Consider the following 19,216-nt stretch of genomic DNA (forward strand, 5'->3'; position numbering starts at 1 on the left):
CCTTTACTATCACTTAAAAAAATTCACATAGTTAACACATAACCGATTTACTAACAATTTAACCTTTTTAATCACAGTTAAATAAAACAAATACGAAGTTAATTCAAACTCATCAATATTACTATTACATTTGTGCCTGTATAGTATATTAATCGTTGTCAAATTAACTTCGTATTTTTTGCAATCATTTCAATGTAAAATACCAATACCGTTAAAATTAAGTATATGGGATTATATATTCTAAAAACAATTATTTGCTCAACTAAATTTGAGCTTTATAAGATTGTATTGTTTCTAAAAATATTGGACAGTAGTGTTTTAATTTATAACTTCCAACACCATCAATTAATATCATATCTTGTTTTGATTCTGGTTTTCTCTTTGCAAATTCTTCCAAAGTGAAATCTGAGAAAATGCTTACTGGTGGAATAGTTAATTTTTCACTTAATTGTTTACGTACAGCAACTAATTCATCGAATAAAGCACGGTCCACACCTTCTACAGTGTTGATATTAACCTTTTCTTTTGATTTGCGTTTAAATGGTGTTGTATATATCGAAATTTGGTTATTAAGCAGTTCCTTTACAGAAACATCACAGGTTAATATTTCATCGTGTTCATTCAAAAATCCTTTAAATCGCAATTCATCAATAAGATGACTGAGTTCAGAAGTCGTATAGTTTTTCATAATACCATGCGTTGTCAATTGATTATAATCACAATAACGAATGTAATCAGAGTCTTCGCCCCTTAAAACTTGAATAATGACACTATAACTTTCTTGCTGTTTCATACGTGCAATACAACTCACTATCATCTTCGCTTCGTTCGTCATGTCATATGTTTTATTTTCTCTAACACAATTACTACATTGTTCACATTCTTCTAGTTTTTCATTAGGTTCAAAATAATGTACAAGTGTTGCTTCTAGACACTTTTTAGTTTTTGTATATAGCAACATTTTATTCAATTTTTCACCCATTTTTTCTTTGTAATCATCGTCTGCTTTTGAAGATGAAATGAAATATTGGTGTAATCCAATGTCTCTATCGCTGAATAAAAGAATACAATCACTCTTCAATCCATCACGACCAGCACGTCCCGCTTCTTGATAATAAGACTCTAAATCACCAGGCATATTATAGTGAATCACAAATCGCACATTAGATTTATCAATACCCATACCAAATGCGTTTGTTGCTACAACGACACGCACGCGATCATATACAAAATCATTTTGTGCTGCTTCACGCTCTTTATTGGATAAACCAGCGTGGTATATTGTGCTACTAATTTTATTGTTTTCAAGTGCTTCATGTAGTTCTTCTACTTGTTTACGTGTCGAGCAATAAATAATGCCTGCTTCTTTTTGATGATCTTTAACATATTCTAATACGAACTTTTGACGTTGGTACGTTGGATTAACTTGAAATATTAAATTACGTCGTTTTGTACTTGTTTTAATTTCGTCATGCTTATCGATATTTAAACGATCCATAATATCTTTTTGTACTTCAATTGTTGCCGTTGCTGTTAATGCTACAATTGAAAAATCTTGTGGCAAGGCAAAAACCTTATGGATGACTTCCTGATAACTTGGTCTAAAATCATGTCCCCATTTTGAAATACAATGGGCTTCATCAAAGGCAACTAAGTGTATATCTAACTGCTGTAATAAGCGCATAAAATTAGCATTGTCAAAACGTTCCGGTGCAACATATAAAAATTGGATTTCTCCACTTTTTAGTTGTGCTTGAATCTCTTTTTGTTGCTTTTGAGTCAAACTACTATTTAAATATGCTGCGCGAATCCCCATGGCCTTTAATTGATCAACTTGATCTTTCATAAGTGAAATTAATGGGCTGATTACGATTGTCGTACCACCCAACATTAATCCTGGCACTTGGTAACAAATTGATTTTCCCCCACCAGTTGGTAAAACGCCAAGCACATTACGATGATCCATTACTTTAGTTATTATTTCTTTTTGACCTGGACGGAATGTGTCATAGCCAAAATAATGTGATAATGTTGCTTCCATGTTATATAATCCCTCATTGTTCTTTTAATTCTTCAAGTTCGCTCCATCTTGTTATATCTTCTTCATACAACATATTAAGATTTTGTTGCTCTTCATTTAATTCTTTTACTTTAGCATAATCAGAACTTGCTTCAACCATTTCTTGCTCGATTTCTTCTAATCTGTGCTCGGTTGTTTCAATACGCGCAATAATTGTTTCATATTCTTGTTTTTCTTTATACGATAAACCTTTTTTCTTTTTCTTTTCATACGTTGGTTTCACTTTAGCTTGTTGTTTTTCTTGCGTTTGTAATTTATCTATCTCTTTTTTATATGCTTCATAGTCATCAAAATTTCCTATGATACGTTCTATTTTTCCATCATGAATATACCAAAATTCTTGAGCAACTTTATTTAAAAAGTAGCGATCATGACTCACCGTGATAACTGTGCCGCCAAACGTATCGATATAATCTTCTAAAATAGTTAACGTTTCTGTATCTAAATCATTTGTCGGTTCATCTAATAATAAAACATTAGGTTGATGCACTAATAATTTTAATAAATACAATCTTTTTTGTTCTCCACCTGATAATTTGTAAACTTTTTTACCATGTGTTGCACTTGGGAATAAAAAGCGTTCTAATAATTGCGTAACTGACACAGCAGTTCCATCTTTTTCTTTCGCTACTTCACTTTCTTCACGCAAATAATCAATCATTCTGATGTCCCGGTCTAAACGTGCTTCAGTCTGTCTGAAATAAGCAACTTTAACAGTTTGACCAACTTTCAATTCCCCTTCGAACGCTTGGTCATCACCATTCAAAATATTCAACAATGTTGTTTTACCAGCACCATTTGGTCCGACGATACCAATTTGTTGTCCATTTTGAATAATTTCAGTAACATGTTCAAACAATATTTTATCGCCGATACGTTTTGACACGTTATCAAGTTCAAAAACTTGTTTACCTAAACGTGAATACGCAAGATTTAAAGATGCTTTATCTTGTTGTTGTTGATTTTTCACATCGTGTTCTAAATCTTTAAATCTATTTTTTCGTGCTTGTTGTTTTGTAGAACGTGCTTTTACTCCTGCACGCATCCAAGCTAATTCTTGTTTATATAATGCGCGCTGTTTCGCTTGTTGTTTTTGCTCAACAACTTCATTTTCAGCACGTTGTGCAATGTAATCTTCATAATTACCTGGATAAGTAGTTAATTTACCACGATCTAATTCAATAATGCGAGATGATACTTCATTTAAAAAGTAACGATCATGTGTTACAAACAGCACTGTATGCGGATACTGTTTAACATAATTAATTAACCAGTTGATTGACTCAAAATCTAGATGGTTCGTAGGTTCATCCAGAAGTAATAAATCTGGTTGCTCTATAAGTGTTTTAGCAAGACCAACACGTTTTTGTTGCCCACCTGAAAGTTCTCTCACTTTTTTAGTCGTATCATTGATGCCTAGCTTTGATAAAATAGTCTTAATTTCAGCACTATAATCCCAAGCTTGATATGTATCCATTGCTTCTTGTGCTTGCATCATTTGTTGAAAATCTGTCTCATTCTGCGTCTCACTATATTTTGTTACAGCAGCTTCATATGAGCGAATCACCTGAAGTGTCTTTGTCTCTGATGTTAATACCGCTTCAAAAACAGTTAAATCTCCTTCAAACTCTTGTTTTTGAGAAGAATAACGTATGCGATATGCATTAGGATGTGAGACCTCTGCCTCGAAGTCTTCATCCAAACCAGCGATTACTTTTAACAAAGTACTTTTGCCTGTACCATTAATACCTACAAGACCTATTTTTTCTCCTTCAGAAATAGACAGATGTAAATCATCGAAAATAATTTTATCAGCGTAAGATTTATGTAAATGTTCAATTTTGTAGGCTTCCATCGTCCAACATCCTTTTTAATATCGAAAATTATAATTAATTCTGTTAAACTTAATTTCAGTTCTATATATTATACACCTTTTTGAACTCAAATGATACAAGGGAGCGTAGCTTATGTCAGATTTTTTCCAAGACTTACCTCCTTTTATCCAAGCACTAATCGCAGGTATCATCACATGGTTATTGACTGCATTAGGTGCTGCAGCAGTCTTTATATTTAAAAGAGTAAATGATAAAATACTGAATTCAATGCAAGGATTTGCTGCAGGCATTATGATTGCTGCAAGTTTCTGGTCTCTATTACAACCATCAATCGATTACGGTTCTGGATCATCTTTTGCATGGTTACCAGCAGCAATAGGTTTTTTATTGGGCGGTTTTTTTATACGCGCGTTAGATTTAATTATTCCACACATTCACCCAAACACCCAAGACTCTAACCAATACCAAGAAGGTGTAGGAACGAAAAAACTCAATAAAAATACATTACTTGTATTAGCTATTACATTGCATAACATACCAGAAGGTCTTTCTATTGGTGTAGCATTTGGTGGCGTAGTAGCTGGTAATGGCCAAGCAACTTTTTTAGGCGCACTCGGTTTAGCAATTGGTATCGGGATTCAAAACATCCCCGAAGGTGCTGCACTTTCAATGCCTATCAGAGCTGCTGGCGCATCACGATGGAAAGCATTTAACTACGGACAAGCATCTGCAATTGTTGAGCCCATTTTTGCTACAATAGGCGCTGCTGCAGTGCTTTTCATTACGCCTATGTTACCTTATGCACTCGCTTTTGCCGCTGGAGCAATGATATTTGTAGTTGTAGAAGAGCTTATACCAGATTCTCAAGCTAGTAATAACACTGATTTAGCAACATTAAGTTTAATGCTAGGTTTTACTATTATGATGATTTTAGACGTTGCACTTGGATAAAAGGTAAAAGAAAAAGAAATAACTTGGATCCATTTCTTCAAATAAAAATGATGAGTCTGGGACAACCATCTCAAGCTCAAAATAAAGAGGTTAGGACATAAATCCCAGAAAAATAGCACTCAGATGATTTAATTCAATTCATCTGAGTGCCTTTTTTTATTCAATATTTCGTATTGTTGGCTCGCTTTCCTAGGAGACAGCTTGAGGCTATAGTCTTCAGCTTGTCCTCTTCCCACAAGCGTCTCGCCAGAATACGTCATATTTATCCAAGAACTATATATCTCAGGCAATCTTATTTTGAGAATGGAGATTTATACCTCAGCCCTTTTTAGCATTCATTTTTTTCTATTTTAAACGTAAGTGCTTGTTCGGATATGGATTAATCCGTTATCCTGTCCTTCTTAAACTTCACTATAAAACACCATTCAATACGCTTACATATATAAAAGCCCTAATCCATTATTTAAAATGGATTAGGGCTTAATTTAGTTATTATTTTTTCTCTTGTCCTTTTGGACCTACTTCATATTTATAATCTGATGGTTTCACTTTATCAAAATCAGGATTATCATAAAATCTCATTAAGTCACCGTTTAGGACATCATCGCTCATTTGTAAGTCTTTTTCAGCTTGTTGTTTACGTTTATCAAAATCACTAGGTTTTTCTGTTACTGGCTCATTATTTTTATTATCATATATTCTGCCATTTACATATTTGTAATCTTTCGTTACAAAGTCACCATTTCTAAACGGCACAGTATCATTATGATCTTTTGATAATAAGTCTGTACCCATCATGAGATAATTCTTAGTATCAATACCCATTAAATGTAGTAATGTAGGCATTACATCTGCTTGTCCAGCATAAGTTTTATCAACAGTACCTTCTTTACCAGGGATTTTCAACCAGAAACCTGTACGATTTAAATCTGTAAACTTAGCTGGTGTAATGTCTTCACCTAATAATTTTTCCATTGCTTTGTTATGATTTTCTGAAATACCGTAATGGTCACCGTAAATCATGATAACTGAATCATCATAGACGCCTTTTTTCTTCAATTCATTTACAAATTGTTCTAGCGATTCGTCTAAATATCTCGCTGTCTGTACATAACCGTCAACTGTTGAATCACCAGTATTTGGTTTATCAATTGATGCATCTTCTGGAGATAAAGTGAACGGATAATGGTTCGTTAGTGTAATCAAATGACTATAGAAAGGTTCTTTTTCCTTCGCTAAATAATCTGCTGATTCATCAAAGAACTCTTTATCTTTCAGACCTAAATTCTCTTGATTTTCCTCTGACATATCATAGTACGTTGCATCATAGAATTTATCTACGCCAAAGTGTTTATAAACTTGGTCACGGTTCCAGAAAGTTTTATAATCACCGTGCATCACGCTAGATGTGTAACCTTGTTGTTGATGCAAAATCGCTGGTAATGATTGGAACGTATTATCACCTTTAAGTGAGAATGCCGAACCTTGTGGTAAACCATATAAACTATTATCCATTGTAAACTCTGAGTCTGAAGTTTTACCTTGTCCTGTCTGATGGAAGAAGTTTGGATAGTATCTAAAATCTTCATTACCAGTAGAAAGTTTATTTAAGAAAGGTGTAACTTCTTCACCATTTACTTTTTTGTTAATCAAGAAAGTTTGGAAACTTTCTAAGTGTATTTTAATCACATTTTTTTTCTTAGCCGCGCCGAAGTATTCTGGATTCGGCTGTGTTTGCTTTTGTTTCGTATAATTTAAGACTTTAGTTAAATCATCTTCATTTGCTAATGCTTTTTGTTGATTATTTTGTATCGTTTTTACACCATCATAAACTGTGAAGTTATATGGACCTAAGTATTTAACTAAATATTTATGGTCGAATGTACGTGTTAATAATTCCGGACGATCAGATTCAGCAAAAGCTAGGTTTAAGAAAAATAATGCAACAGATGCTGCCATAATCACTGGAACAAATTTTTTGCTAAACACACGCTTGTCTAACCATTTTTGTCTAAATATTAATACAAATAAATAAATGATTGTATCGATAAAGTAAACAAAGTCATACCATTTAAATGAAGCTGATACCGCACCACCCATTGATTCAACATTACCTACTTGATTTAACGTACTAAAAGTCAAGAAGTCAGAGAAGAATCTGAAATATACAACATTTGCGTATAATAAGAAGGTTAAAATAAAACCGCCTATAAAGATAAACCAAAATGCTTTCTTACCTTTGAAGAATAAGAAAATACTCAATACTAATGCAATTAAACTATATGGATTCATTAATAAGATTAAATTTTGAACTAACCCTTTAACACCTAAAGAAAAGTCAACATAGTATGAAAAATACGTTTTAGCAGTAACTGTTAATACAGTTAAAATAAAAAACGCAAAAAGAGTTAGTTTCTTTTTGTGTAGACTCATGTCTGTTCCCCCGATATAAATTAATAAAAGTTGGTGCTAATACCTAGCCCAATTAAAATGCTTTGTAATCATTGTTAATGCGTAGCTTAGATTATCTAACAATGTCTTTATCGTTATTTGCGAAAGTTAAAATTTAAGTAAGAAAAATAGGGTGACATCCTGTATCTTTCCTCTAAAACACATCTTTTTGTCTTTTGTCACTAATTTATTTTTATAAAGTAGCAATTTTTATTTTTAATGAAATTTATTGATTCTTTTTGAAAAATTATATTTGTTGTAATGTAAATTATGTTAATGCATTTTATTATGTTTTACATCGTTTTTACACTGCATTCACTCTGTAACATCCTTGTAATAAAACGATTATAGTTCAATTAATAAATATAAAGCAATTCTTGTCTAATATCAAGTAAAAACACACTTTTTTTAATTAAAAACGCTGATCTAACCGTTTTATGAAGGTATCATTAACCTATTGTGAATACATGATTAAAAGAAGATTAAAATTTAAATTTCCATTATAATTATACTTGCTCTATTTAATAAATTAATCAGGCCTTGGACCTATTTAGATAATGGTTAATTTATACTGAATGACTTATGTAATTACTTAATCTTATCATATTCAACACGATTACCGTTTATTATACTAGATAAATGAGTTCAAATATTTAAGAATTGATCACTATATCTGAGTGTATATCGAATAATCACTGAATATGTATCACTAAATAAATTTCAGAACTATATTTTAGTCAAACATTTGTCTAAGATTTATGCATATTGAGTAAATCATCTAATGTAAAAAACCTCAGGTAATTTATCACCTAAGGTTTGGATACATTCTAAAATTCATTAACCAAAAGACATATTGATATAATAATTATTTTATGGCTAAAAGATTTTTAATTTTAAATGAACACTTTCGAAACGTATTGCTATACACTAATACGTTTTATTTTTTGATTGCGTATACTATTTTAACATTTCTAATTGCATTCTATACTCAATGCCATGAAACAGTTGATTTAACCAATTGGTATATTTTATTAAATTCTTTTCTGAAGTTTCAACATCTATGAATTGAAACTTCAACTTAGTACCAGGATGTTTTTGGCCTAACTTCGTTAAGTGATAACTGGCGATTGTCCCTATTTGCGGGTAGCTTCCCAATGTGTAATGGTCATTTAACAATATAATAGGTGTACCATCCCTCTTAACTTGAATCGTTCCTATTTGTACAGATTGATGTGCAGGCATATCTTCATAAAATGCTTTAACAGGTTGACCTTCAACATACATGCCCACCCTATTCGCTTTACTTGTCACTTTATATTCCCCATAAGTAAAACGATTTAAAGCATCTTGGTTAAAATCTTCTGTTCCTTTGTTTTTAATGACATGAAATACATCGGACATATAATTAAAAGAAAGTGCATAGCCATCTATACCCCAATCTGTTTGATGTGTATGTTCAAGATTCTCAAAAAGTTTGTGGTGACGTTCTGTATAATCACGTTTCATATTGATTTCATCGCCTATTTCTAGTTTGCGACCATGAAATCCACCTAGTTTAGACATAAAATCAGTAGAAGTAGAACCCAACCATTCGTCTAACTCAAACCCTCCACCAACAGCTAAGTAAACTCTTGAGGTACGTGAAGTCTCTGTAAACTCAAGTACATCACCTTTTTCCATTAAATAAAGTTTATTAGGTAAGACTTTTAAATTAGAGGTTTTAGCTTTAAAACTGCCGCCACTTAATGCGATTAAAGTTGGTTCAGTAAAACGAATACTAGCCATTCTATTGGTCATTTCTAATGTTGCTTCATGTTTATCGTTGGCTACTAGCCGATTAGCAATTTCATGTGATAATGGATCTAAAGCACCACTTGGGATTACACCATTGTGTTCAAAACCGATACGACCAAAATCTTGAAAACTTGAGAACAATCCTTCATTTTCTATTATGATTGACATGGTTTAAATCCTCCTAAATCCAATGCTTCTGCTGTCATAGCTTGAAATTGCACATTATCACCTAATTTTAAAGTCGTAAAATCTGTTTGATGTGGATTAAATAATTCAACTGGCGTATAACCTATCACTAGCCAATCGCCATAAGTATCAATCGTAGTAATACCTGTTTTCTTACCTTCAATGATTACTGATCCCGCAGGAATAAATGCTTTTTTACCACCTGTGTGATTTACAAATAAACGCTTATCCATCCCTGTTAAATATGGAAATCCTGGAGAATAGCCCATCATTGATACGAAAAAGTTCGAATTTGTATGTAATTTTACAAATTTGTCGAAATCCATTTTATAATATTTTAGCAAAGACGCTAAATCTGGACCAAATTCACCACCATATACTACAGGTATTTGAATTGGTTCAGACGCCTCTTCTACATGTTTTATTTCTAATTGCACAGATTGCAACAATGCTTTCATATATAAAAATGGTGATTTTATGTTGTGATGTTTAATCATATCTCTAGCGTCATAACAAATCATCATATCTGACTCTGTTGGCACAATTTCTGTAATAAAAGGATAATTTTTGTTAACAAGATATGTTTTTAACGCGAGTAGATCGTCAGTTAAATCTTTGGAGACTTCTTTTTCTATAGAAACCACAATTGCTTGGTCACCTTGACTGTATATCTTCATAAATTCACCTCATCTATTGTGTCTATTTGTGACTATCGATAAAATACATTTAATATTTGTGTTAAGTAGCGTATTAATTCTTTAACTAAACCATAGATAAATATCAACTGAATAGCACATGAAATAGTGATGATTAACTTAGTAGCAAAATATTTATGTTGATTCATTAAATAGGTTACATACCATTTTGTAAGGCCGATTAGCGTAATAATTAATAAGATCCAAATCAATATCATTATTTTGCCTCGCTTGCTGACATTAGATTTTTTAAGACTCGTATAACTTTGTTTATCTTAATTCACCTCATACAGTTAAACCATATCTATGTGTGGCATATTTGATATTTCCAACTATTGATATCAAACACACTCGCAACAACGTTTTATCACAATTATTAGAATTAAAATTAATATTTTTCTTATACTTTCTATATTCTATAGATTTATTGCAACATCGGCAACCTCTCTCAAACTATTTATCAGAAAAACTTGAATTTGATTTTGTCTTAACTTGTGCTTAAAATCTGTCAAACTATAATCTTTTTCAATTAATTTACCTTCTTCTATTAACTCTTGTCTCTTACATCCTTTTAAAAAGTCTTCATTATATACTGGTGTATAATAATAATTTCCTTCTTTGATCATAATATTTCCAATATCAAATTCTAATATTTTTCCTGATTTGTCATAGAGTAAGATGAGATCAGTTTCATGATTATGCGCTAAATGATCCCTATTTGTTGTTTTATTCGTAAGTACTCGTTTATCTTGAATTGGGGTTAATGGTACAATTTTTGCCGTAAAGCTATCTTTTTGAGGTAATTCAGCAACTTCATATTTAAAAACACCATTAGGATGTAATATAATTTTCACTCTATAAGTTCCTGTAAAATATAAGCCTTTAATTTCCGAAATCGTTTTGTTCCATTGCTCATCTTCGAAAGTCATTTGGAATTGATTTGCCGAATGTTTTATTCTGTCATAATGATATGTCAGCCTTGAAAAATTGCCAGAATCTAATCGTAATGTTTCAAATAACTGCATTATAATCTCTCCAATATTTTTGTCTTATCTATAAATTCTTGCACTTCAGATTCTGGATTAGAATCAATGGTAATACCTGCTCCAACGCCGTAAACAGCTTTCCCATTAATATATTGAATTGTTCGAATAGGTACATTGAAAATAGATTTCCCATCAGGTAGCAATAAGCCTATAGTTCCACAATAACCATTTCTTGGTGTTTGCTCTAATTGTTTAATATATTTCATTGTATTCAGTTTCGGTGCACCGGTAATTGAACCACAGGGGAAAATGGCTTCTAGAACACGCAATAAACGCATATGATTTGGTAATTGTCCAGTTACCATGGATGTCATTTGATAAACTGTTTGATATCTTTCAATATGAAACGGTTTATATACTTTAACTGTTCCAGTATTGGCTACTCTACTTATATCATTACGCAACAAATCAACAATCATTACATTTTCCGCTCTATCCTTGGTAGAGTTTTTTAATTTTTCAAAATGTTCCTTATCTTCTAATTCTGTTTCTCCCCTAGCTATTGTCCCTTTCATGGGTTTGCTTAATACAATATTTGATTGATTTTTAAAGGGCCCATATTGAAAAAATAACTCTGGTGATAATGATGCAATTTGAACTTCTTCTGTATCAATCAGTGCTGAATAATGGCCATGATTCCCACCCTGTAGTACATGGTAAAGTTCAGAAATCGGACCTTGTATATCATCACTCAATCTCGTTGTATAATTAACTTGATATGTATTGCCTTCAACAATCGCTTTTTGTACTTGTTTTATATGTTCAATCATTTGCGCATGTTCATATTGAAATTCAAAGTTATATTTACGCTGATATGTAACATTTTGCTCATTTATGCCATCGTCTACTGCTTCAAATACATATGCAGCAGCATAAACGAATACCCCATCGGGAGTTACTGTTGCTAACTGATCGTAAAAAAAACTTGCCGCTTCATATGGTAAATATAAAGCTACATACTCCCCTTTGCCTTGATGTAATTCAGCAAATTGAATGACTGCTCCAATGTCCTGCTTTTGATATGCTATTTTTTTACATACACATTGTTTAAATAGGTATTGATAAGTTTCGGTTTGTGTTTCATTTATGTAATATTGATAATTAAATTTTACTTGCATGATGTGCCTCCACACTTTCAATAAATAATTTAATTTGGTCGATACCGTATTCACTCAAAAATGATTCGGGATGGTATTGGACACCATAAACAGCAAATACTCGATGTTCACAAGCCATAATAATCCCTTTATCATTGGTTGCTGTCACGGTTAGCTCTCCAGGAAATGTATGTATATCAGCCATTAATGAATGATAACGCATTACATTAAATGATTTTGGTAAATTTTTAAAAATACCTTTGCCTGTATGCGTAATTAAAGTTGTATGGCCATGGACAGGCTTATAGTTCTTTACGATGTGCCCACCAAAATAAGTAATAATTTGTTGAAATCCTAAACATACACCCAAAATCGGTACATGGTTCATAAATTGTGTTATGACTTCATTTAAAATCGGATAATCTGACGGCGTTCCCGGTCCTGGCGATATTACAATTGCTGACGGTTTCATATTGATCAGCTTTTCTATATTAATTTCGTCCACATCAATCACTGTGATTGCCTCTGAATAACATTGTTTGAGATAGTCCACGATATTATAGGTAAATGAGTCTTTATTATCGATTACAAGTAGCATTGAATCACCTCAATTATAATTATATATTGTTCTAATATAGTCATTATCCCAAATCTCAACTTGATTTTACAGCTTAAATGTATTATTCTAGTCACGGTATAAATATAACAGAGGTTTCTAGCTGACACCCTCTATAAAAAACTAGACACTTGAACGACGTCTATCTTTTTATAGAGATAGGCGTTTTTTTATGGCGTCATAAGTTTTATATGGCAAAGCTAGCACGATATTTTAAGGAGTGTAAACTATAATGACACAACAGCCATTAAACAATAATAAAGCCATCGTCGTTTTTAGCGGGGGCCAAGACAGTACAACCTGTTTATTTTGGGCAAAAAAACATTTTGATGAAGTAGTCTTAGTAACTTTTGAATATGGACAAAGGCACGATACAGAAATTCAAGTTGCAAAACAAATCGCCAAGGAGCAAGCAGTCGAACACCATGTACTTGATATGTCACTATTATCTCAACTCACTCCTAATGCACTCACACAACATGACATCGATATAGATGAAGATGAAGACGGCATGCCAAACACTTTTGTACCTGCACGTAACTTGTTGTTCTTATCATTTGCTGGCGCCCTAGCTTATCAAACAAATACAAAACATATTATCACAGGCGTATGTGAAACAGACTTTTCTGGTTACCCTGATTGTCGAGATAACTTTATAAAGTCAATGAACGTTACACTTTCGCTCTCTATGGATAAAGATTTCGTTATTCATACACCGTTAATGTGGCTTGATAAGAAACAAACATGGGCATTGAGTGATGAGCTCGGTGTATTAGACTATGTTAGAAATCGAACGTTAACTTGTTATAACGGTATTATTGGTGAAGGTTGCGGCGAATGCCCTGCCTGTAAATTACGCGCACGTGGTCTTAATGCTTATTTAAAAGAAAAAGGAGCGAATTAATATGTTCCAACAAAATTATCCGAGTGTGAACCACAATTACCAATTTGAACTTAATAAGGATTTTAATTTTTCAGCTGCGCATTATATCCCAAGTGAAGACGCTGGAAAATGCATGCGTACGCATGGACATACTTATTTTGTCAACTTAACAATCGGTGGAGATACCGTAGACCATAATGGATTTTTAGTGAATTTTAGTGAATTTTAGTGAATTGAAGCAACTCGTTCACGGACAATTCGACCACCAATTATTGAATGAGTTACCTCAATTTGAAGGTAAAAGTCCATCGACTGAAATTGTTGCACAAACGATATATGAGATGGTCCAATCCTCATTAGATCAAAGACCAAACAAACCACAATGCTTACAAGTTTATGTTAGAGAAACGCCAACAAGTTATGTCATATATCGACCAAAGGAGCTAAATGATGAGTAAAATACCTGTGCTTGAAATTTTTGGTCCAACGATACAAGGTGAAGGCCGTGTAATCGGTCGTAAAACCATGTTTGTACGTACAGCCGGATGTGATTACCGTTGTAGTTGGTGTGACTCCAGTTTTACATGGGATGGCAGTGCTAAAGAAGAAATACGCATGATGGATGCAACAGAGATTTATGAGAAATTATATGACATTGCAGGTGAATCATTTAACCACGTAACAATTTCAGGAGGTAATCCAGCTTTAATAAAAGGTATTCAAGCCTTAGTCGATTTATTCGAAGAAAAAGGTATACAAAGCGCTTTAGAAACCCAAGGAAGCAAATTCCAGCCATGGATGACACAAATTGATGATTTAACAATTAGTCCAAAACCACCTAGTTCAATGATGAAACCAAATTTACCTATATTAGATGATGTCATTGCTAAATGTAAGCCAGAAACACTCAATCTCAAAGTAGTTATTTTTGATGACGATGACTTTGAATTCGCAAAAATGATTCATCATAGATATCCTAATGTGCCATTTTATTTACAAGTTGGGAATCCATATCTAGATGGAGAATATGTCGAATCTCATACAGAAAAGTTACTTTCACTATATGAAGCCCTTGTTAATCGTGTTATGGATAGTAGTGACATGAATAATGTATATGTATTACCTCAATTACACACTTTACTTTGGAGTAATAAAAAAGGTGTTTAAATTGAGTAAATCAACCGGTTCGTTGTATAATGCTCTTTGTCTATACAATAAACCGGTTTTTCTTTTGTACATTAAATATAGCAATGATTGTCACTGTAAATATAATTATTAAAAATAATAACATTTTTACAATATGTCGGATAATGACTTATAATTTTTTAAAACATCAACTGTTATTAAATGATTAAATCTAACTTAATTGATATAATGTTGCAGTGAAGTATCTAGGTTAGGAGAGCAACATGCTAATAAATATAATCATAAATATAGCTGCGGTAGTAATCATACTCGGTATTGATTTATATCGTCAGAATTTCAAACAACTTAAGTTTAGCTCTATACTTTTATCAATAACTATTAACAGTATCATCAATTTAGTCTTTGTTGGTAAATACGATTACATAACATTCTACACTTGCACCCAATTGATTATTTGGACATTATTGCAATTGTATCTCAATAAAAAAACAAAAACATATGTGATAACTGATCAAAAATTTATTGGTTTTATTTTAACGATTATCATGAGTACGTCTTTAATCCTTTCATTCGATACAAGTAAAGATTCTTACTATATGTCCATTCCGTATTTAGCTCCAGCTATTTTTCTCATAGGTGCAACTTTATTGTTCTATAGTACATTCCAAACACATGAAAAAGAACAAATTAAAATCTTGAATCGTATTCGAAAACCAGTAGTGATTGGGCAAATTATTATTGTATTATCTTTTACAATCATGCCTTTATTAACACCTTATTGGTATGCCTTTATTATTGTACATTTATTATTCTTACTTTTTTTATTATGGCAGAATATATTTTTTTCAAAAAAATGATTAGCAAATTATATTTTGTGGTATGTAGTAATTGATGATGATATTTAAAAAGGAGGTATACTTATGTTTGGATTTATTATTATGTTAATTGTCGGCGGTTTGATTGGCTGGATTGCTGGTGGTATCGTCGGTAAAGATATCCCAGGAGGTATTTTAGGTAATATTATTGCTGGTATCGTAGGTTCTGCACTAGGTTCATGGATATTAGGTGATTGGGGTTGGCACTTAGGCGGTATCGCTATCTTCCCTGCACTACTTGGAACAATTATTCTTGTTGCCCTTTTATCATTTATTTTGGGTAAATTACGTAAAAAATAATTGGTTTGTTAAATTTTTAGTTTTAAAAGAAATTCCTGAAACTTAATGTCATAGTTTCTATATCGACAGAAGATGACTATATAGTGAAAGCACTCAGGAATACTAAAATCTAAAACAAAAATAAACGTCAATTTCTATTAACATACTATAGAAATTGGCGTTTTTTGTTTTTTAAAGTGTTATTATCTTGAGGGTTTATGATCTATCTTTCGCAAAATGTCATTCGTATAATCTTTAGTTGTTATTTTAACTTTGTGTGTACGGGCTCAACAATAACCTAAAATCTAAAACAACCTTTATAAAACTAAACATTACTTCTGTATCAAAATTTCTTTGACTATAACATTTTTATTTTTGCTTTTAAGAGTATTTAACTAATTTGGTTCTTATACAATTTTGTAATGTGCTAATTGAGATTGATATGCGTGAAAGACTACAGCCTCAAATCATATCTCCAAGCATGTAAGGTCAAAATCGTGATAATCATTCTGTTTATACACAAAGCCCTCAACCTACGCTTTTAGCATAGACTGAGAGCTAGAATTACCTGTGTTTAACGAGCGTCTTATTTTTTTCAGTTTCCACCTTATGTGACGGTACATAAAAATGCTCTTCTCTATTTATTCTGTTTTCATTATTTTCTTCTGTTTCTTCTGGATATTCAGACATTTCTATTTCAGAGCCCAGTCCTGTTGTTTTGTGTATTGGTTTCAAATTAGATACTTGAACAATATATTTTGGGCGCTGTTTTACTTCATAATATATCCTACCGATATATTCGCCTACAATACCTATTGAAATAAGTTGGATACCTCCAAGTAATAAAATAGCTGCAATTGTTGAAAAGTACCCTGGTGTTTTCACACCATTAATCATAATATTACCAAAACTAAATACAATATAAAGTAGACTCACAAAAAATACGATAAGTCCTAAATAAATCATAGCCCGTAACGGCTTATTATTAAATGAAATCAAGCCATCTATTCCATAGTTTAATAATTTACCAAATGACCATTTAGATGTACCTTCTTCTCTTTCAACGTTTTCATAAGTGAAAACCTTAGTATTATAACCTATCCATTCATACAATCCTTTTGAAAAACGATTATATTCATTTAACGATGTTAGTGATTGTAGTGCGCGTTGACTAAGCAACCTAAAATCTCCAACGCCATCTTCTAATTTAATATCCTCAACAAAGTGATTAATCATTTTATAATAACATTTAGTTAAAAATTTTCTCGAACGTTTTTCACCTGTTCTATCACGTTTTGCGACGACTTGATCATAGCCATCCAAATAACTATCAATCATCTGTGGTATAAGCTCTGGCGGGTGCTGTAAATCAGCATCAATCATCACAACAGCATCACATTCCACACTGTGTTGGAAACCGGCTATCATCGCTGATTCTTTACCGAAATTCCTACTGAACGAAATATATTTCACATGTTCATCATGAGCTGCCATTTCTTGAATATAATTAATCGTTTTATCATGGCTACCATCATCTACAAATAGTAAATCATAGTTATAGTGACGGTTAAGACTATCTTTTTCTAGTATTTCAGTTAACCTATGGTATGTTTTTAATATTACTTCACCTTCGTTATAACATGGCACTATAACTCTTATCTGCATAATAAACACCTTCATTTCAATTACTTCAATTTCACTTTACCAATATTTACAGTTATTTCGCCATTCTTTTCATTTAGATTTACATAATTTTTATATTTCCTTAATATTCAATTATAAAACTTACACGCTTTTAAAAAAATTGCTAAAACAGAGAACATCAATGATTTGTATAATAAATAAAATCTAAAATACAATTTTCAAATTTTTCTAATAAAACAGATTATATATATACATAAATATTGCTCTATATCTTTTTTGTAAAAAGTTGTAACTTTGTCCATCTAGTTTATCAACTATTTGTCAGAAATGGAAACAAAACCTAATATTAGTAAAATTAAAAAAATAAGATAGAGAATTAAGTGTCATTAAAACGATTCTCTATCTTACACGATATAAAATAATCGGCTTACAACCTTTTAGGAATATGTTACAGAAAATAGACCATTGATTATAATTGCCACTTATTAATTTTGTAATTATTATTCAGCAACACATGCTGATAAAACGATTTAAACTTGCTACTTTAAATAAATTATTTCAAATCACCTATACGCACTTGATCAGGATCTTTACCTTGACGTGCATCTCGATTTAGATTATCGATTTCAGCAATGTCTGTTAATTCTAAATTAAAATCAAAAATTTCATAATTTTCTTTAATACGTTTTGGCGTTTTAGATTTAGGTATAATCAAACGGTTATGTGCTAAATGCCAACGCAACACGATTTGCGCAGGTGTTTTACTATAACGTTCGGCAATATCAACAATGATAGGATGTTCAAGTAAACCTTGGTTTCGCATGAGTGGCATCCAAGCTGTCACGGCGATATCATGCTTATCACAAAAATCTTGTAATTCATGCTGATTGAAATAAGGATGTACCTCCACCTGATTTACTGCAGGCGTAATTTCTGTCTCAGCCATCAATTTTTCTAAATGATGTTGCTTAAAGTTACATACACCAATTGCACGTATTCGACCTTCTTTGTATAATTTTTCCATCGCTCTATATGTTTCAATAAAAAGTCCATCTTCTTCACATGGCCAATGTATTAAAAATAAATCTAAATAATCAGTACCTAAATTCTCTATAGATTTTGTGAAAAATTCAATTGTTTTATTATATCCTTGATAATCATTCCATATCTTTGAAGTAATAAACAATTCAGAACGAGGCACATCAGATTTTTTCAAAGCATTGCCTAATGCAATTTCATTTTTATAAAAGTAAGCTGTATCAAAAGCACGGTAACCGATATCTAAAGCGCTAAATATAGCTTTTTCCATTTCCTCATCAGTGATTTTGTAAACACCCAAACCAATTTTCGGCATAGGATAACCATTATTTAAATAATATGTATCTTCTATCATAAATTTATCCTCCTCTTTATTAGTATAATATATATTTTCATCCTTTAAATAAAAAACCTATTCACATAATTTTGCTATTAAGATGATTATAAAAAAACTGGGACATTGATTGATGTCCCAGTTTTTGCAATACCTACTTATTTTTATGATACATGTTGTATGCGTATGGTGCAAAATATATGTTGATATTTTGCTAACAAATGATAACTACTATGTAAAACCTCAAACAACACTGAATTATCATC

17 protein-coding genes and 1 pseudogene are annotated in these 19,216 nt (G+C 31.8%); 6 read left to right on the forward strand and 12 right to left on the reverse strand.

Going from position 1 to position 19,216, the window contains the following annotated elements; all coding sequences use genetic code 11:
* Positions 1-262: 262 nt before the first annotated feature.
* The gene (recQ, locus tag KA856_RS11145; protein ID WP_107384931.1) at positions 263-2,041 is read right to left on the reverse strand and encodes a DNA helicase RecQ; all 1,779 of its coding nucleotides are present in this window, start codon (positions 2,039-2,041) and stop codon (positions 263-265) included.
* 13 nt (positions 2,042-2,054) lie between these two features.
* On the reverse strand, positions 2,055-3,935 hold the full coding sequence (locus KA856_RS11150; protein WP_210138683.1) for an ABC-F family ATP-binding cassette domain-containing protein: 1,881 nt from the start codon (positions 3,933-3,935) through the stop codon (positions 2,055-2,057).
* Between the two features lie 112 nt (positions 3,936-4,047).
* Between KA856_RS11150 and KA856_RS11155 the strand changes: the two genes are divergently transcribed.
* A complete protein-coding gene (locus tag KA856_RS11155) occupies positions 4,048-4,866 on the forward strand; it encodes a ZIP family metal transporter (RefSeq protein ID WP_107384929.1) in 819 nt (272 codons plus the stop codon).
* A gap of 128 nt (positions 4,867-4,994) precedes the next feature.
* Here the strand turns inward: KA856_RS11155 and KA856_RS14065 are convergent, their stop codons facing one another.
* The 8 genes from KA856_RS14065 to KA856_RS11190 form a co-directional block, all read right to left on the reverse strand.
* A complete protein-coding gene (locus tag KA856_RS14065; protein ID WP_348634522.1) occupies positions 4,995-5,177 on the reverse strand; it encodes a hypothetical protein in 183 nt (60 codons plus the stop codon).
* A gap of 181 nt (positions 5,178-5,358) precedes the next feature.
* Positions 5,359-7,299, reverse strand: a complete 1,941-nt coding sequence (ltaS, locus tag KA856_RS11160; protein WP_107384927.1) for a polyglycerol-phosphate lipoteichoic acid synthase LtaS — start codon at positions 7,297-7,299, stop codon at positions 5,359-5,361.
* A 975-nt stretch (positions 7,300-8,274) separates the two neighbouring features.
* Positions 8,275-9,279, reverse strand: coding sequence for a 5-oxoprolinase subunit C family protein (locus tag KA856_RS11165; RefSeq protein ID WP_210138684.1), 1,005 nt, complete (start codon positions 9,277-9,279; stop codon positions 8,275-8,277).
* The gene (pxpB, locus tag KA856_RS11170; protein WP_119517615.1) at positions 9,267-9,974 is read right to left on the reverse strand and encodes a 5-oxoprolinase subunit PxpB; all 708 of its coding nucleotides are present in this window, start codon (positions 9,972-9,974) and stop codon (positions 9,267-9,269) included. The genes KA856_RS11165 and pxpB overlap by 13 nt, the downstream gene beginning before the upstream one ends.
* Positions 9,975-10,006: 32 nt before the next feature.
* A complete protein-coding gene (locus KA856_RS11175) occupies positions 10,007-10,210 on the reverse strand; it encodes a hypothetical protein (RefSeq protein ID WP_245336574.1) in 204 nt (67 codons plus the stop codon).
* 198 nt (positions 10,211-10,408) lie between these two features.
* Positions 10,409-11,017 (reverse strand): aminotransferase class IV, encoded by a 609-nt coding sequence (locus tag KA856_RS11180; RefSeq protein WP_210138685.1) that lies wholly within the window; start codon positions 11,015-11,017, stop codon positions 10,409-10,411.
* Positions 11,017-12,156 carry a chorismate-binding protein gene (locus KA856_RS11185; protein ID WP_210138686.1) on the reverse strand — a complete coding sequence of 380 codons (1,140 nt, stop codon included), beginning with the start codon at positions 12,154-12,156 and terminating at the stop codon, positions 11,017-11,019. The genes KA856_RS11180 and KA856_RS11185 overlap by 1 nt, the downstream gene beginning before the upstream one ends.
* A complete protein-coding gene (locus tag KA856_RS11190; protein ID WP_210138687.1) occupies positions 12,140-12,733 on the reverse strand; it encodes an anthranilate synthase component II in 594 nt (197 codons plus the stop codon). Before KA856_RS11190 ends, KA856_RS11185 begins: the two co-directional genes overlap by 17 nt.
* Positions 12,734-12,983: 250 nt before the next feature.
* Here KA856_RS11190 and queC point away from each other — a divergent pair, with 250 nt between their 5' ends.
* From queC to KA856_RS11215, 5 genes and pseudogenes are all read left to right on the forward strand, one after another.
* The gene (gene queC, locus KA856_RS11195) at positions 12,984-13,655 is read left to right on the forward strand and encodes a 7-cyano-7-deazaguanine synthase QueC (protein ID WP_107384454.1); all 672 of its coding nucleotides are present in this window, start codon (positions 12,984-12,986) and stop codon (positions 13,653-13,655) included.
* A 1-nt stretch (position 13,656) separates the two neighbouring features.
* Positions 13,657-14,092, forward strand: a pseudogene (gene queD / locus KA856_RS11200) (6-carboxytetrahydropterin synthase QueD).
* Positions 14,085-14,801 carry a 7-carboxy-7-deazaguanine synthase QueE gene (queE, locus tag KA856_RS11205; RefSeq protein WP_107386256.1) on the forward strand — a complete coding sequence of 239 codons (717 nt, stop codon included), beginning with the start codon at positions 14,085-14,087 and terminating at the stop codon, positions 14,799-14,801. The pseudogene queD and the gene queE overlap by 8 nt, the downstream one beginning before the upstream one ends.
* 242 nt (positions 14,802-15,043) lie before the next feature.
* On the forward strand, positions 15,044-15,637 hold the full coding sequence (locus KA856_RS11210) for a hypothetical protein (protein WP_107504984.1): 594 nt from the start codon (positions 15,044-15,046) through the stop codon (positions 15,635-15,637).
* Positions 15,638-15,700: 63 nt separating this feature from the next.
* The gene (locus KA856_RS11215; protein WP_107384458.1) at positions 15,701-15,955 is read left to right on the forward strand and encodes a GlsB/YeaQ/YmgE family stress response membrane protein; all 255 of its coding nucleotides are present in this window, start codon (positions 15,701-15,703) and stop codon (positions 15,953-15,955) included.
* Between the two features lie 543 nt (positions 15,956-16,498).
* Here the strand turns inward: KA856_RS11215 and KA856_RS11220 are convergent.
* Complete coding sequence (locus KA856_RS11220) at positions 16,499-17,599, reverse strand: glycosyltransferase family 2 protein (protein ID WP_210138688.1); 1,101 nt, start codon at positions 17,597-17,599, stop codon at positions 16,499-16,501.
* 532 nt (positions 17,600-18,131) lie between these two features.
* Positions 18,132-18,971 carry an aldo/keto reductase gene (locus tag KA856_RS11225; protein ID WP_210138689.1) on the reverse strand — a complete coding sequence of 280 codons (840 nt, stop codon included), beginning with the start codon at positions 18,969-18,971 and terminating at the stop codon, positions 18,132-18,134.
* Between the last annotated feature and the right edge of the window lie 245 nt (positions 18,972-19,216).

The sequence above is a fragment of the Staphylococcus sp. GDB9P120P genome (assembly GCF_017893435.1).
Taxonomy (GTDB): domain Bacteria; phylum Bacillota; class Bacilli; order Staphylococcales; family Staphylococcaceae; genus Staphylococcus; species Staphylococcus cohnii.

Excerpts from the sequence above, each read along its gene's own strand:
- recQ (WP_107384931.1), bottom strand. The coding sequence starts at position 2,041 with ATGGAAGCAACATTATCACATTATTTTGGCTATGACACATTCCGTCCA.
- KA856_RS11150 (WP_210138683.1), bottom strand. The coding sequence starts at position 3,935 with ATGGAAGCCTACAAAATTGAACATTTACATAAATCTTACGCTGATAAA.
- KA856_RS11155 (WP_107384929.1), top strand. The coding sequence starts at position 4,048 with ATGTCAGATTTTTTCCAAGACTTACCTCCTTTTATCCAAGCACTAATC.
- ltaS (WP_107384927.1), bottom strand. The coding sequence starts at position 7,299 with ATGAGTCTACACAAAAAGAAACTAACTCTTTTTGCGTTTTTTATTTTA.
- KA856_RS11165 (WP_210138684.1), bottom strand. The coding sequence starts at position 9,279 with ATGTCAATCATAATAGAAAATGAAGGATTGTTCTCAAGTTTTCAAGAT.
- pxpB (WP_119517615.1), bottom strand. The coding sequence starts at position 9,974 with ATGAAGATATACAGTCAAGGTGACCAAGCAATTGTGGTTTCTATAGAA.
- KA856_RS11175 (WP_245336574.1), bottom strand. The coding sequence starts at position 10,210 with ATGATATTGATTTGGATCTTATTAATTATTACGCTAATCGGCCTTACA.
- KA856_RS11180 (WP_210138685.1), bottom strand. The coding sequence starts at position 11,017 with ATGCAGTTATTTGAAACATTACGATTAGATTCTGGCAATTTTTCAAGG.
- KA856_RS11185 (WP_210138686.1), bottom strand. The coding sequence starts at position 12,156 with ATGCAAGTAAAATTTAATTATCAATATTACATAAATGAAACACAAACC.
- KA856_RS11190 (WP_210138687.1), bottom strand. The coding sequence starts at position 12,733 with ATGCTACTTGTAATCGATAATAAAGACTCATTTACCTATAATATCGTG.
- queC (WP_107384454.1), top strand. The coding sequence starts at position 12,984 with ATGACACAACAGCCATTAAACAATAATAAAGCCATCGTCGTTTTTAGC.
- queE (WP_107386256.1), top strand. The coding sequence starts at position 14,085 with ATGAGTAAAATACCTGTGCTTGAAATTTTTGGTCCAACGATACAAGGT.
- KA856_RS11210 (WP_107504984.1), top strand. The coding sequence starts at position 15,044 with ATGCTAATAAATATAATCATAAATATAGCTGCGGTAGTAATCATACTC.
- KA856_RS11215 (WP_107384458.1), top strand. The coding sequence starts at position 15,701 with ATGTTTGGATTTATTATTATGTTAATTGTCGGCGGTTTGATTGGCTGG.
- KA856_RS11220 (WP_210138688.1), bottom strand. The coding sequence starts at position 17,599 with ATGCAGATAAGAGTTATAGTGCCATGTTATAACGAAGGTGAAGTAATA.
- KA856_RS11225 (WP_210138689.1), bottom strand. The coding sequence starts at position 18,971 with ATGATAGAAGATACATATTATTTAAATAATGGTTATCCTATGCCGAAA.